We start from the raw sequence: 14,759 nt of genomic DNA on the forward strand, positions 1-14,759 counted from the left end.
TCGCTGAGCCTTTTTTTATTTTTCATGGTGTTGTAAGGCGCTGCGAGCGGCTGCGCAAAAATGATATTGCGTGCGAAAAGGAACACGGGGTGTGGTGGTGAGATGAATATACTGCGGGCGGGTGCTCTGGATCTTTGTCTCTGGAGCCCGAGCGAAAGATACAAAGAGAAAAGCCCCGAGTCGATATTCATCAACCCGAGGCCTACTCTAACGCATCACAACGTTAAGTTAGCCTCTTACCCGCCGCGAGGCAAGGAGAAGAAGGCATGATGCCGAACAAACGGAGCCTGTTAAAATTGGTGGTTATTTGTGCCACAGTAATATCACTGGCATGGATAACCCGCAGCACGCTGTGTGAGCTGCGTATCCGATCGGGCACTACGGAGGTTGCGGCCATTTTGGCTTACGAATCCGAACGGTAAGGCAACCCGGCGGCGGGGGCTTTGCCTCCGCTTGCTGGCAGTCGATGCGTTGATCCGGGAGCACCCATCCGCTCAAAAAAAACGGCGAGCCTTGGCTCGCCGTTTTTCATGTTGATGTCGGGGCTTATTTCAGGCCGGCAGCATCGCGCAGCAGCTCAGCCTTGTCGGTCGCTTCCCACGGGAAGTGCTCGCGGCCGAAGTGGCCGTAGGCGGCGGTTTCGCGGTAGATCGGCTGCAGCAGATCCATCATCTGGATCAGGCCGTATGGGCGCAGATCGAAGAATTCGCGCACCAGCAGCGTCAGCTGTTCGGTTGGCACTTTCTCGGTACCGAAGGTTTCCACCATGATGGAAGTCGGTTCCGCTACGCCGATAGCGTAAGAAACCTGGATCTCGCAGCGATCGGCCAGGCCGGCGGCGACGATGTTTTTCGCCACATAGCGCGCCGCGTAAGCCGCGGAACGGTCAACCTTGGACGGATCCTTACCGGAGAAGGCGCCGCCGCCGTGGCGAGCCATGCCGCCGTAGGTGTCGACGATGATCTTACGGCCGGTCAGGCCGCAGTCGCCCATCGGGCCGCCGATAACGAAACGGCCGGTCGGGTTGATGTGGTATTTGGTGCCCGCCGTCAGCCATTCCGCCGGCAGTACCGGCTTGATGATCTCTTCCATCACCGCTTCTTGCAGATCTTTCAGTGCGATGTCTTCGGAATGCTGGGTGGACAGAACGACGGCGTCGATGCCGACGATTTTGCCGTCGTCGTATTGGAAGGTCACCTGGCTCTTCGCGTCCGGGCGCAGCCACGGCAGGGTGCCGTTTTTACGCACTTCGGACTGGCGCTGCACCAGACGGTGTGCGTAGGTCACCGGAGCCGGCATCAGCACGTCGGTTTCGTTGGTGGCGTAGCCAAACATCAAGCCCTGATCGCCGGCGCCCTGCTCGAGAGGATCGGTACGGTCAACGCCCTGATTGATATCCGGGGATTGTTTGCCGATGGCGCTCAATACTGCGCAGGAGTTGGCGTCAAAGCCCATGTCCGAATGAACGTAGCCGATCTCGCGCACGGTCTTGCGGGTGATCTCTTCGATATCGACCCAAGCGCTGGTGGTGATTTCACCGCCGACCAGGACCATGCCGGTTTTCACGTAGGTTTCGCAGGCGACGCGCGCCTTCGGATCTTGTTCCAGGATGGCGTCGAGGACGGCATCAGAGATCTGATCGGCGATTTTATCTGGATGTCCTTCGGAGACGGATTCGGACGTGAAGAGGTGTTTAGCCATTGTGTTCTTTACCTTGCATAAGACGGGTTAGAAATTACTGCACAGCGCTGGAGATCCGGCATCGAAGCGAAGGGTCTTCCGCTGATGGCGCGAGATGCATCCTGCAACGCCCCTCAGGCAAAGCCGTTAAGCAGTTTATCAGTTAACCAGTATAGATGGATTAACATCTGGACGTCTATTTTAGGTCAGGGTTTAGCCAGATTGCCAGTAATTTTTTGCGCTTTCGCTCTTTTGCGCAAACGGGTTGGCGCCATTTTCATCGCTTGAAACAGTTTTCGGCGAATTTTCATTTTGCTTTTTCACCTGCTTACCGGTATAAACTGCGCGCGCGGTTCATTTGCTGCACAGTACGGCGGTCTGGCGTGGGAGAAGGTACGTTAAACTTCCGCTTTGCATTCGCCGGCATTGCGCTATTATCCGTCGCGGGCGTTCGCCGCTTCATCGAACGGTCACGTTCTTACACTATTTTAGAGGCTGGGTCGTTCACTCCGAACGGCGCGCGTGGAGGTGGTTGGATTAATGATCCGTTGTCTACCGGTTGTTGGTTCCCAACAGCAGTGCCGTTCTGGCGCACATTCTTCTGCTATTTCCCGTCTTGTCTCTCTGTCACTTACCAGGTGCGATAAACACTTGGCCGCTACTCAGGATTCTCGGGCCGGCTAACGGTCGTCTGAAGAACTGAACAAGGGTAGCCTGCAGCCTTCCTGTGGGATGTTTCTTGGCCCGATTCACGAGGTTTGAACAGGGTGTCTTACAATTATATGAGTGATAAACCGATCGCTGACCGCGAACGGCAGTTCTCTTCGCTGCCGCCGGCGCGGCTTGTTGGGTTGTTCTCGCGGGTTGTAGCTGCGATAGTGGCTGGCGGTTTCGTCAGTACGGAATGTGAGGCGAACCATGTCTGATGATCTGTTGATTCACCGTCCGCCGGTTGCGGGCGAGTCTTTATCTTTGCGCTCCATGCAGGAGGTTGCCATGAATGATCGTAATGCCAGCAAGATGCTGCGTACTTATAACGTCGCCTACTGGGGCAACAATTACTATGACGTCAACGAGCTGGGCCATATCAGCGTGTGCCCGGATCCGGATGTCCCGCAGGCGCGCGTCGATCTGGCAGAACTGGTGAAAACGCGCCAGCAAGACGGCCAACGTCTGCCGGCGCTGTTCTGCTTCCCGCAGATCCTTCAGCATCGCCTGCGTTCGATCAACGCCGCGTTCAAACGCGCGCGCGAGTCCTTCGGTTACCAGGGCGGCTATTTCCTGGTGTATCCGATCAAGGTGAACCAACATCGCCGCGTGATTGAATCGCTGGTGAATTCCGGCGAACCGCTGGGGCTGGAAGCCGGCTCCAAGGCCGAGCTGATGGCGGTGCTGGCGCATGCCGGCATGACCCGCTCGGTGATCGTCTGTAACGGTTATAAAGATCGTGAATACATTCGCCTGGCGCTGATCGGGGAAAAACTGGGGCACAAGGTGTACCTGGTGATCGAGAAGATGTCCGAGATCAACCTGGTGCTGGAAGAAGCCGAACGCTTGAACGTCATACCACGCCTGGGCGTGCGTGCGCGTCTGGCATCGCAAGGCTCCGGCAAATGGCAGTCGAGCGGCGGCGAAAAATCCAAATTCGGTCTGGCGGCGGTGCAGGTGCTGAAGCTGGTGGAGACCCTGCGCGAAGCGGGCCGTCTCGACAGCCTGCAGCTGCTGCACTTCCACCTGGGCTCGCAGCTGGCCAACATTCGCGATATCGCCACCGGCGTGCGCGAATCGGCGCGCTTCTACGTTGAGCTGCACAAGCTGGGCGTCAACATTCAGTGCTTCGACGTGGGCGGCGGTTTGGGCGTCGACTACGAAGGCACCCGTTCGCAGTCCGATTGCTCGGTCAACTACGGCCTGAACGAATACGCCAACAACGTGATTTGGGGCATCGGCGACGCCTGTAACGAACACGGCCTGCCGCACCCGACGGTGATCACCGAGTCCGGCCGCGCCGTGACCGCGCACCACACGGTGCTGGTCTCCAACGTGATCGGCGTAGAGCGCAACGAATTCAGCGAACCGCAGCCGCCGGAAGCCGACGCCCCGCGCGCGCTGGAAAGCATGTGGGAAACCTGGCTGGAAATGAACGAGCCGGAAAACCGCCGCTCGCTGCGCGAATGGCTGCACGACAGCCAGATGGATCTGCACGACGTGCATACCCAATATGCGCACGGCATGCTGGACCTGACCAAGCGCGCCTGGGCCGAGCAGCTGTATCTGAACATCTGCAACAAGATCCAGCAGCAGCTCGATCCGAGCAACCGCGCGCACCGCCCGATCATCGACGAATTGCAAGAGCGCATGGCGGACAAGTTCTACGTCAACTTCTCACTGTTCCAGTCGATGCCGGATGCCTGGGGTATCGATCAACTGTTCCCGGTGCTGCCGCTGGAAGGGCTGGACAAGCCGCCGGAAGGCCGTGCGGTGCTGCTCGATATCACCTGCGATTCCGACGGCACCATCGACCATTACGTCGACGGCGACGGCGTGGCGACCACCATGCCGATGCCGCCGTACGATCCGGAGAACCCGCCGGCGCTGGGCTTCTTCATGGTCGGTGCGTATCAGGAGATCCTCGGCAACATGCACAACCTGTTCGGCGATACCGCCTCGGTTGACGTGTACGTGTTCCCGGACGGTAGCGTCGAGACCGAATTGTCCGACGAGGGCGACACCGTGGCGGACATGCTGGAGTACGTGCAGCTCGATCCGAGCGCGCTGCTGTCCAAATTCCGCGATCAGGTCAAAGAAACCGATCTGGACAGCGAGCTGCAGGCGCAGTTCCTGGAAGAGTTTGAGGCCGGCCTGTACGGTTACACGTATCTGGAAGACGAGTAACCGCCCTCTTCAGGGGGCGATGTCGGCCCTCTTGAAGCATGAGCAAAATGCGGCCATAATCTGCCGTATCGGTAGCACCGAAACACACATCGAATAAATCCCTTTCTCGTCGGGCTAACGACGCGGGAGGGATTTTTTTTTGTAACGGCCCGGCGTCTGCGCCCGGCAACTTGTTGAACTACGAGGGTTTACTATGAGCACCTTAGGCCATCAGTCCGATAATTCATTAGTGTCCAACGCCTTTGGTTTCCTGCGCTTTCCGCTGAACTTCATGCCTTACGACAGCGATGCAGAGTGGGTCATCACCGGCATTCCGTTTGACATGGCGACCTCCGGCCGCGCCGGCGGCCGTCATGGCCCGGCGGCTATCCGTCAGGTGTCCACCAACCTGGCCTGGGAAGGCAATCGTTGGCCGTGGAGCTTCGATCTGCGCGATCGCCTGAATGTGGTTGACTGCGGCGACATCGTGTTCAACTTCGGCGATGCGCAGGACATGAGCGACAAGCTGCAGGCGCACGCGGAGAAACTGCTGAAGGCAGGTAAGCGCATGCTCTCGTTCGGCGGCGACCACTTCGTCACTCTGCCGCTGCTGCGCGCGCACGCCAAGCATTTCGGCAAGCTGGCGCTGGTGCACTTCGATGCCCATACCGATACCTACGCCAACGGCAGCAAGTTCGACCACGGCACCATGTTCTATCATGCGCCGAACGAAGGTCTGATCGATCCGCATCACTCGGTGCAGATCGGCATTCGCACCGAGTTCGATCATGACAACGGCTTTACCGTACTGGACGCCGCGCAGGTGAACGATCGCAGCGTGGACGACCTGCTGACGCAGATCAAAGGCATCGTCGGCGATATGCCGGTATACCTGACCTTCGACATCGACTGTCTGGATCCGGCGTTCGCACCGGGCACCGGCACGCCGGTGATCGGCGGGCTGACCTCCGATCGCGCGCTGAAACTGGTGCGCGGCATGCAGTCGCTGAACATCGTCGGCATGGACGTAGTGGAAGTGGCGCCGGCTTATGACCAGTCCGAGATCACTGCGCTGGCTGCGGCGACGTTGGGTCTGGAGATGCTGTACCTGCAGGCGGCCAAGAAACACGCGTGACGCCAGGCCACGCCTCGCTGAAAAAGCGGCTCCCATCGTATGGGGGCCGCTTTTTTTTATTTCGTTTGTAGCCATCCGCGCGGCGATTTTCAGTCTGTTGCAACGCCTTTGCGCAAGCCTGCGCAGAAATGAAACTGAGCCAGTAAAAAGGAACCGCGACAACGGAGAGGATGAATATACTGCGCGCGGGTGCTCTGGATCTTTGTATCTGGAGCCTGCGTGAAAGGTACAAAGAGAAAAGCCCCGAGTCGATATTCATAAACCCGAGGCCTACTCTAACGCCAGCAACGTTAAGTTAGCCTCTTACCCGCCGCGAGGCAAGGAGAAGAAGGCATGATGCCGAACAAACGGGGCCTGTTAAAATTGGTGGTTATTTGTGCCACGGTAATATCACTGGCATGGATAACCCGCAGCTCGCTGTGTGAGCTGCGTATCCGATCGGGCACTACGGAGGTTGCGGCCATTTTGGCTTACGAATCCGAACGGTAAGGCAACCTGGCGACGGGGGATGTCCCCCGTCTGCTGGTTGGTGGCGTCCAGATCCCTGAGCACCCACTCACAGCATTCGGTTTCTCGTCACAAAGGAGAGAGAAACGGGTTTATGCCCGTTTAACCTGTCGCGCCAGCAACATACGGCTAAACAGCGCGCCGCCCGCCAGCAGCGTCAGCAGCTGTGAGGCAATCAGCACCGCAAAGCCCGAGGACACCTTGCCCTGGCTGGCCATCACCATGCCCATCGCCATCGGCACGAACGCCGAGAATAGATTACCGATGCCGTTAATCAGCCCATAGGCGCTGCCGACCGCCTCCGGCCGCGCATAATGCTGCAGCAGCGTGGGGATCGCCGCGCCCTGCGCGCCCCAACAGGCATTGGCCGCCAGCAGGAAGAAGGCGATCCAGCCAAGCTGATGGCTGTTCATTACGCCATAGATGCACAGTGCGGTCGCCGCGCCGCCAAAGACGAAGACCAGCGGCGCCTGATAAGGACGGATGCGATCGAGCAACGCGCCGCCGAGGTATTTGGAGGCGATGCTGACGATGAAAGGCAGCGCGGCCATCCAGCCCATTTGCTTGATGGAGAACCCCTTTTCATCGGTCAGGTAAGCCGGCAGCCAGGCGCTGGAGCCCCACAGGTAACTGAGCGTGGCGATCTCGATCAGCAGGATCCAGCCGAGCATCGGCGTGCGCCAGGCCAGCGCAAAGGTGTGCCAGACGCGGCTTAGCACCGGTTGCGGATCGGCGGGGCGTGAAGATGAAGATAAGGCGAGCGGATGAACGAACAACCGCACCAGCGCCAGGCCCAGCAGCAGGTTGAGCAGCGCCAGCAGGTGAAACGACATCGCCCAGCCGAAGTGCGCCATCAGAAAACTCACCAGCGGAAAGCCGAGCACCAGCCCCAACGAGACGCCCAGCGCGCTGACCGCGTTGGGCTTGCCACGCTCGTCGGCGGTGAAATGATCGCTGATGTACATGGTTTTCAGCGAGAACAGTGGCCCTTCGCTGACGCCAAGCAGCGCGCGCACCACGCACAGCAACAGCAGCGATCCCGCCAGCGGCGAGGCGGCGGTGAGCAGCGCCCACAGCACCACGCTCAGCGTCAGCGCGCGGCGGTAACCCATCAGCGTTTCCAGAAACGGCGTCAGCAACATGGCGGACAGGCCGTAACCGAGTAAAAACACCGTCATCAGCGTGCCCTGGTGAGCGCGGTCACCGCCGAGTTGAAAGTGTTGCAGGAAGTCGGGATTGACCAACATCACGGCGATATTAACTCGATCCGCATAGGCGATAACGATCAGAAACAGCAGGGCGATCACCCCAAACCAGCGTTGACGTTGTTGCACGGCGCGTTCCTCAGTGCGAGCGGTTGACGAATTCAGGCAGCAGTAAACTCACCCGGGGATGCCATTTGGCGCAAACGCGGGGATGGGGCTGATTGATGTAAATTTATTGTTATCAAATAGGGTGTAAAAGACAGCGAAAAAACACTTTTACGCGCAATGCGCCGCCGGGATCAACGCATTTTTTGCCATAAATTAGCGAGGGAGCGCACAACTGACATAGGTTTTTCATATCGGTGCATGATTTCGTGATCTTTCCCGCATTTGTCATTTTTAAACAACCTTTCATTAACATTTGCCGTTCCGCTCGCTTGACGAAAGTTTCGCCAGACTTATAGTGGCTGTATTAAATAAGAAACTGAGTTTCATATATGAAACAATCAGATAGAGGATAAAAGCAATGAGCTGGAAGAATGTGTGCGAAGTGTCTCAGGTGAAAGAAGATTTTCCTTTCTCCGGCAATGTGGAAGGAAAGGAGATCGGGGTGTACCTGCTCGACGGTAACTACTACGCGCTGGAAGACGTCTGCCCGCATGCTTATGCCTTGCTCAGCCAGGGGTTTGTAGACGACGGCAAGGTTGAGTGCCCGCTGCACGAAGCGCTGTTTGACGTGCGTACCGGCCAGTGCCTGCGCGAGCCGGGCGGCCGCGATCTGCAAACCTATCCCACCCGGGTGGTCGACAACCAAATCCAGATCACCTTTATCGCGGAGGAGTAATCATGCAGCACATCACCGATTTCAATCCCTGGCTGCCGGACACCCAACAGGTGACGCCGGCCCGCGAAGGCGGCAACGGTCAAATCCATCAGCCGGGCCAGTTCCGCAATGTCATCTGGCAAAACCGTGCCCGGGTGCCGGACGGCTTCGAAACCGCCCTGGTGGCGGCGCTGGAAACGATCTTCGATCAGGGGGCGGAAGAGCTGGAGCAGATCGTCAGCGCGTTGAATCAGCGTCGTCTGTTCGATCGCAGCGGCCAGCCGTGGAATGAGGCGACGTTCCGCGAATTCCTTCACGTTAACGGTTTCTGAGCGACACCCGGGAGAAGACAATGACAGCAAACACAACATCCTCCGAACAGAGCTTGCAGGACTATCTTGACCAGGGGCTGCGCGGCATGTGGTATCCGGTGCTGGCCAGCTGGGAAGTGGGCAACAACCCGGTCGGCATCACCCGCCTGGAGCAGCAAATCGTGGTGTGGCGCGACGCTGAAGGCCAGATCCACGCGCTGGAAGACCGCTGCCCGCACCGTGGCGCGCGGCTTTCCATGGGGTGGAACCTCGGCGATCGCATCGCCTGTTGGTATCACGGGGTGGAAGTCGGCGGCGACGGGACGGTGAAAGACGTGCCGGCGGTGGATCGCTGCCCGCTGGTGGGGCAAAAATGCCTGCGATCTTACCCGGCCAAAGAAGCCTATGGCGCGGTGTTCCTCTATTTCGGCGTGACGGCGGATGAAGCGCCGGCGGAGCTGACTTTCCCGCAAGAGCTGGCGGACGAAGCGTCGTACAGTCATTTTCTGTGCACCGCCAGCTGGAACTGCAACTACCAGTACGCCCTGGAAAACGTGATGGATCCGATGCACGGCACCTACCTGCACTCCTCTTCACACTCGATGGCGGAAGGTGATCGCAAGGCGGACATGGCGCTGGAGCCGACCGACAGCGGTTTCATCTTCAAGAAAAACGGCCAGATCGGCGTCAACTTCGACTGGGTGGAATTCGGCAACAGCGGCGCGTATTGGATGCGCCTGTCGATCCCGTACAAGAAGCGCTTCGGGCCGGGCGGTCACTTCTGGATCATCGGCATGGTGGTGCCGGAGGACAAGGATCACTGCCGGGTATTCTTCTGGCGCATTCGTAAGGTCAAAGACTGGCAGCGCGACATGTGGCGCTTCATGTACCGCAACCGCCTGGAATCGTTGCATTGGGACGTGCTCGAGCAGGATCGCATCGTGCTTGAGAACATGGCGCCTAACGCCCGCGGCCGCGAATATCTGTACCAGCACGACGTCGGTCTTTCTCGCCTGCGCCGCCTGATGCAGAAAGAGGCGCAAAAACAGCTGGCGACGCTGCGCGAGCGGGAGGCGGCGCAGTGAACGGCCTGCTGAACGGTAAACGCATCGTGGTCACCGGCGCGGCGCGCGGCCTGGGCTACAGCTTTGCCGCCGCCATCGCCGCTGCCGGCGCGCAGGTGGTGATGTGCGATATTTTGGCGGATGAGCTGGCGGCGAGCGGCGCCGCGCTGCGCGAGCAGGGCGCTCAGGTGGAAACGCAAACCATCGATCTGGCGTCACCGGATTCGATCCGTTCGGCGTTCGAGAAGATCGCCGCAGGCGGCGGGATCGACGGCCTGGTGAACAACGCGGCGCTGGCGACCGGCGTCGGCGGCAAAACCATGATGGAATACGATATCGAACTGTGGGATCGGGTGATGCAGGTCAACGTGCGCGGCACCTGGCTGGTGAGCCAGGCGGCGGTGCCGCTGCTGGCGCGCAACCCGCACGCCAAGATCGTCAACGTGGCGTCGGACACCGCGCTGTGGGGCGCGCCGCGCCTGATGGCCTATGTCGCCAGCAAAGGCGCGCTGATCGCGATGACCCGATCGATGGCGCGTGAGCTGGGCCCGCAGGGGATCTGCGTCAACGCCATCGCGCCGGGCCTGACGCGGGTGGAAGCTACCGAGTATGTGCCCGCCGAGCGCCATCAACTGTATGAGCAGGGGCGCGCGCTGGCCGGGGCGCAGCATCCGGACGATGTGAACGGTACGGTGCTTTATCTGCTGTCGCCGCTGGCGGATTTCGTCACCGGTCAACTGCTGCCTGTCAACGGCGGCTTCGTATTCAACTGACGGCCCGCAGGGCAGGCGCACAGCGCAGGAGCGAGAGATGGCGGACGAGCAAGCATGTAAATATCTGATCCCGGGGCTGGATCGCGGGTTGCAGTTGCTGCTGGCGTTTGGCGAGCAGCATAAGGAGATGACCTTCGCCGAGTTGCATCGCCTGGTCGATATGCCGAAGGCCACCGCTTATCGCGTGGTGCAGACGCTCGAACACCTCGGCTTTCTGGAGCGCAATCCGCGCACCAACACCTTTGCGCTCGGCATCAAGGTGCTGCGCCTCGGCTTCGAATATATCGCGTCGCTGGACGTGGCGCAGGCCGGCCAGCCGGTGATCGAGCAGCTGCGCGATCGCAGCCAGTGCAGCAGCCATCTGGCGATCCGCGACGGGCGTGACGTGATCTATATCGCCCGCGTCAGCGCCGCCGGTTCGCAGATCAATCAGGTCAGCGTCGGCACCCGCTTGCCGGTGCACCAAACCTCGCTCGGCCGCATGTTGTTGACCAGCGCGACTCGCAGCGAGTTCGAACAACTGTATCCAGACGCGCAGCTGCCGGGCAATGCGCCGGGCACCCCGGCGGATCGCGAAACGCTGTGGCAAATGGTGCAGCAAGACAAGGCGCGCGGCTATGTGATCGGCGAATCGTTCTTCCGCCACGGCATCTCCTCGATCGTCTACCCGATCTTCAACCGCGAGCAGCGGGTCGAGGCGGTGGTCAGCATCATGGTGCCGTCCGATGAGATCCCGAAAGCGGATCGCGAGCGGCTGCGCATGGAAGTGCGCGACGCGGCGGAGAAAATTTCCGGCTTCCTCGGCGCGCCGCCGCAGGCCAACGTCGGCTAACCGACAGGACCGACTCTTTTACTCAGGCAGGGATAAGGCCCGTAGCAAACAGGGGCCGGGGTTCACTCATGCCTGAAAACCGTATGCAGCGAGAACGTGAGGCTGAACAATGAGCGTAATCGGAATCGAAAAACTGGAATTTGGCGTCGAAGATCTGCCAACCTGCGAAAAATTCATGCGAGACTTCGGCCTGCAGCCCGCCACGCAACATTGGGGCGAAGCGCAGCGCGAATTCACTACCCTGAGCGGGGCGCGGGTTGTCCTGCATCCGCTGCAAAGCGCGGCGCTGCCTGCGGCGTTTGAAGGCGGTTCCACCCTACGCCGCATGACCTGGGGCGTGGCCTCGCCCGCCGATCTGGCGCGCCTGCAGCCGCGTTTGGCGCTGATGCCCGGCTTCCGCCAGGTGGGAGAAGAGCTGGAGTGCCTCGATCCCAACGGTATGACGCTGCGCTTCGTCGTCAGCCGCCAGCAGGCGGTCGAGGTGCCGGTCACGCCGATCAACCAGTGGGGCGACGTGCGCCGTATCGATCAACCCAGCCCGGTCTATTCGCAGGCGCAGCCGATCAACATCGGCCACGTGGTGTTCTTCGTCGACGATCTGGCGGCGACTGAGCGTTTCTACCGCGAGCTGTTGGATTTCCAGGTTTCCGATCGCTATATCGATCGCGCCGTCTTCCTGCGTACCCAGGCGCGCGGCGGCCATCATAACCTGTTCCTGCTGAAGTTGCCGAACCGCCCACGCGGCCTGAATCACGTGGCGTTCACCGTGCGCGATATCCACGAAGTGATCGGCGGCGGCATCGCCATGAACAAAGAGCAGTGGAGCACCTTTATCGGCCCCGGCCGCCACCCGATCTCCTCGGCCTATTTCTGGTACGTCAACAGCCCGACCGGCGGCGCGTTCGAGTACTACACCAACGACGATTATCTGACGGAAAACTGGCAGCCGCGCGAGCTGGAACATTCGCTGGTCTCCTTCACCGAATGGGCGGTAGAGGGCGGCATCGATCACGACACGCGCCGCCAGCATAAAAAGGCGGAGGCGTTATGAACCGGGCTGAACAGGCGGGCATCGTCATCGTCGGTGGCGGCCAGGCCGGCGGCTGGGCGGCCAAGACGCTGCGCGACCGCGGTTACAGCGGCCGGCTGACGGTTGTCAGCGACGAACCCTACGATTTTTACGAGCGGCCGCCGCTGTCGAAAGCGGCGTTGCTGGATGCCGCGGCGCCCCTCAGCCGGCTGTTCAGCGAACAGACGGTGGCGGAGCTGAATATCGACTGGCGCCGCCCGCTGCGCGCCGAGTCCATCGACGCTGAACAGCAAATCGTTACGCTCAGCGACGGGCAGCGGCTGCAGTTCGAGCAGTTGCTGATCGCCACCGGCGGGCGGCCGCGTTTGCCGAGCGCCGCCTGGGCGCAGCACCCGCGCGTGATGACGCTGCGTTCCTGGGACGATGCGGCCCGGTTGCGGCAGGGGCTGCAGGGCTGCCGTCGCCTGGCTATCGTCGGCGGCGGTTGGATCGGGCTGGAGATCGCCGCTTCCGCGCGCCGTCTCGGCGCCGAGGTGACGGTGTTTGAACGCCAACCCGCGCTGTGCATGCGCAGCGTCGGCGCCGATGTCTCACAGGCGTTGCTCGAACTGCATCGCCGGCAGGGCGTCACGGTGCTGTGCGGCTGCGGTGAGATCTCGCTGGAAGATCGCGACGGCGCCGCCTGGATCGGCAGCGAAGTCAGCGATCCGCAAGCCTTCGATCTGGTAGTGGTGGGGATCGGCGTCGAGCTGAATCTCGAACTGGCGCGCAGCGCAGGGCTGGCGATCGAGTCCGGCATTGTGGTCGACGGCCAGGGGCGCACCAGCCATCCGGCGATCTTCGCCGCGGGCGATGTGGCGCGTCACCCGACGCTTGGCCTGTGCCTGCAGTCCTGGGCCTACGCGCAAAATCAGGCCATCAGCACCGCCTGCGCGATGCTCGACGCCTTCGCCGCCCCGTATGACGACGTGGCCTGGCTGTGGTCGGATCAATATGACGTCAATATCCAGATCCTCGGCGTGCCGAGCGGCGGTGTGCACCATGTGGTGCGCCGCACGCCGCAGTCGCAGGTGTTCTTCACGCTGAACGCCGATCGGCAGCTGGTGCAGATGGTGACGTTCAACGACGCGCGCGCCATCAAGCTCGGCAAGCGTTGGTTGGCGAGTGGCCGGGTGCTGGATCCGCAGCAACTGGCGGATGCGGAGTTTTCTTTGATGGCGTTGAAATAACGCCCGAACCTCGGGAGCGTTTTATGACTACGCAAGACATTGACGCCCGCGCTGGACGGGCGGGGGAAACCGTTGCCGAAAATCCGCAGCAGCGGGTGCGCTGGTCGGTGCCGATCGCGCTGTTCGCCTGCGTGCTGCTGGCGTTTTTCGACAAGATCAGCATCGCGGCGCTGTTTTCCGACGCCGAGTTTCAGCAGGCGTTGGGCATCGGTTTTGACCCGGCGCGGCTGGGCTTGCTGATGAGCGCGTTTCTGTTCTCCTACGGCATTTCCTCCATGCTGCTCAGCGGCATCGGCGATCGGCTTAATCCGGTCAAGGTATTGATTGGCATGATGGTGGTGTGGGGCGTGCTGATGGTGTTGATGGGGCTGGTGCGTTCCTATCACGCCATGATGACGCTGCGCATTCTGCTCGGCATCGCCGAAGGGCCGCTGCTGCCGATGGCCTACGCCATTATTCGTCAGGCCTTCCCGCCGCAGCTGCAGGCGCGCGCCACCATGCTGTGGTTGCTCGGCACGCCGCTGGGGGCCGCGCTCGGCTTCCCGGTCACCCTGTACATCCTCAATACCTTCGACTGGCAGGCCACCTTCTTCTTTATGGCGTTTCTGACGCTGCCGGTGATGTTGCTGGTGCTGTTCGGCATGCGCCACCTGAACGTCGCGCGTCCGGCGGCGGCGGCCAAGCCGGCGGTGTCCGAACGCAAACAGCATCGCCGCGAGCTGCTGCGCAGCCCGCATTTCTGGATGATTTGCCTGTTCAACATCGCCTTCCTGACCTACCTGTGGGGCATGAACGGCTGGCTGCCGAGCTATCTGATCAAGGGCAAAGGCATTCATCTGGAACATGCCGGTTACCTCTCTTCGCTGCCGTTCATCGCCATGCTGCTCGGCGAAGTGCTGGGCGCCTGGCTGTCGGACAAGCTGGATCGCCGCGCGCTGGCCTGCTTCCTGTCGCTGTGCGGTGCCGGCCTCGGTCTGGCGGTGGTGTTGCACCTGCAGGGTACCTACAGCGTGATCGCCGCCATGGCCTTCAGCACCTTTATGTGGGGCGCCGGCGCGCCGAATATTTTCGCGCTGTTGGCGAAGGCCACCAGCAGCAAGGTGAGCGCCACCGCCGGCGGCATCTTCAACGGGTTGGGCAATTTTGCCGGTGCGCTGGCGCCGGTGCTGATGGGGGCGCTGATCGCCGCCACCGGCAATATGGATAACGGCCTGCTGTTCCTGGTGGTGATGGCTTTCGTCGGCTGCCTCATTCTGCTGCCGTTGCTGAGAAAGTACTGATTAATCAATCGATTCA

The 14,759-nt window shown here is 60.8% G+C and carries 15 protein-coding genes; 13 read left to right on the forward strand and 2 right to left on the reverse strand.

The window, feature by feature from the left end:
* Nucleotides 1-269 precede the first annotated feature (269 nt).
* Nucleotides 270-422 carry a Hok/Gef family protein gene (locus JL05_RS24770; protein ID WP_004937610.1) on the forward strand — a complete coding sequence of 51 codons (153 nt, stop codon included), beginning with the start codon at nt 270-272 and terminating at the stop codon, nt 420-422.
* Nucleotides 423-546: 124 nt separating this feature from the next.
* Here JL05_RS24770 and metK read toward each other — a convergent pair whose 3' ends face one another.
* Complete coding sequence (gene metK / locus JL05_RS08185) at nt 547-1,701, reverse strand: methionine adenosyltransferase (RefSeq protein WP_004937596.1); 1,155 nt, start codon at nt 1,699-1,701, stop codon at nt 547-549.
* 519 nt (nt 1,702-2,220) lie between these two features.
* Between metK and JL05_RS25920 the strand changes: the two genes are divergently transcribed.
* From JL05_RS25920 to JL05_RS08200, 4 genes are all read left to right on the forward strand, one after another.
* Entirely contained in the window at nt 2,221-2,364 is a 144-nt protein-coding gene (locus JL05_RS25920) for a hypothetical protein (RefSeq protein WP_464017219.1), read from the forward strand.
* A gap of 234 nt (nt 2,365-2,598) precedes the next feature.
* Complete coding sequence (gene speA, locus JL05_RS08190; RefSeq protein ID WP_004937600.1) at nt 2,599-4,575, forward strand: biosynthetic arginine decarboxylase; 1,977 nt, start codon at nt 2,599-2,601, stop codon at nt 4,573-4,575.
* A 193-nt stretch (nt 4,576-4,768) separates the two neighbouring features.
* Nucleotides 4,769-5,689, forward strand: coding sequence for an agmatinase (gene speB / locus JL05_RS08195; protein ID WP_004937606.1), 921 nt, complete (start codon nt 4,769-4,771; stop codon nt 5,687-5,689).
* A gap of 336 nt (nt 5,690-6,025) precedes the next feature.
* Nucleotides 6,026-6,178, forward strand: a complete 153-nt coding sequence (locus tag JL05_RS08200) for a Hok/Gef family protein (protein ID WP_033633582.1) — start codon at nt 6,026-6,028, stop codon at nt 6,176-6,178.
* 110 nt (nt 6,179-6,288) lie between these two features.
* Here the strand turns inward: JL05_RS08200 and JL05_RS08205 are convergent, their stop codons facing one another.
* Nucleotides 6,289-7,530, reverse strand: a complete 1,242-nt coding sequence (locus tag JL05_RS08205; protein WP_033632119.1) for an MFS transporter — start codon at nt 7,528-7,530, stop codon at nt 6,289-6,291.
* 397 nt (nt 7,531-7,927) lie between these two features.
* On the opposite strand from JL05_RS08205, the gene JL05_RS08210 reads away from it, so the two are divergent.
* The 8 genes from JL05_RS08210 to JL05_RS08245 all read left to right on the forward strand — a co-directional run bounded on the left by JL05_RS08210 (nt 7,928) and on the right by JL05_RS08245 (nt 14,743).
* The gene (locus JL05_RS08210) at nt 7,928-8,245 is read left to right on the forward strand and encodes a non-heme iron oxygenase ferredoxin subunit (RefSeq protein ID WP_033632120.1); all 318 of its coding nucleotides are present in this window, start codon (nt 7,928-7,930) and stop codon (nt 8,243-8,245) included.
* 2 nt (nt 8,246-8,247) lie between these two features.
* The gene (locus tag JL05_RS08215) at nt 8,248-8,556 is read left to right on the forward strand and encodes a recombinase-like helix-turn-helix domain-containing protein (RefSeq protein WP_004937617.1); all 309 of its coding nucleotides are present in this window, start codon (nt 8,248-8,250) and stop codon (nt 8,554-8,556) included.
* A gap of 20 nt (nt 8,557-8,576) precedes the next feature.
* On the forward strand, nt 8,577-9,620 hold the full coding sequence (locus JL05_RS08220) for an aromatic ring-hydroxylating oxygenase subunit alpha (RefSeq protein ID WP_033632121.1): 1,044 nt from the start codon (nt 8,577-8,579) through the stop codon (nt 9,618-9,620).
* A complete protein-coding gene (locus tag JL05_RS08225; protein WP_015379012.1) occupies nt 9,617-10,372 on the forward strand; it encodes an SDR family oxidoreductase in 756 nt (251 codons plus the stop codon). Before JL05_RS08220 ends, JL05_RS08225 begins: the two co-directional genes overlap by 4 nt.
* 37 nt (nt 10,373-10,409) lie before the next feature.
* Complete coding sequence (locus JL05_RS08230; protein WP_004937625.1) at nt 10,410-11,204, forward strand: IclR family transcriptional regulator; 795 nt, start codon at nt 10,410-10,412, stop codon at nt 11,202-11,204.
* A gap of 109 nt (nt 11,205-11,313) precedes the next feature.
* Nucleotides 11,314-12,255, forward strand: a complete 942-nt coding sequence (locus JL05_RS08235) for a VOC family protein (protein ID WP_033632122.1) — start codon at nt 11,314-11,316, stop codon at nt 12,253-12,255.
* Nucleotides 12,252-13,463, forward strand: coding sequence for an NAD(P)/FAD-dependent oxidoreductase (locus tag JL05_RS08240; protein ID WP_033632123.1), 1,212 nt, complete (start codon nt 12,252-12,254; stop codon nt 13,461-13,463). The genes JL05_RS08235 and JL05_RS08240 overlap by 4 nt, the downstream gene beginning before the upstream one ends.
* 23 nt (nt 13,464-13,486) lie before the next feature.
* Entirely contained in the window at nt 13,487-14,743 is a 1,257-nt protein-coding gene (locus JL05_RS08245; RefSeq protein ID WP_015379009.1) for an MFS transporter, read from the forward strand.
* Nucleotides 14,744-14,759: the final 16 nt, after the last annotated feature.

This window comes from Serratia nematodiphila DZ0503SBS1, assembly GCF_000738675.1.
Taxonomy (GTDB): domain Bacteria; phylum Pseudomonadota; class Gammaproteobacteria; order Enterobacterales; family Enterobacteriaceae; genus Serratia; species Serratia nematodiphila.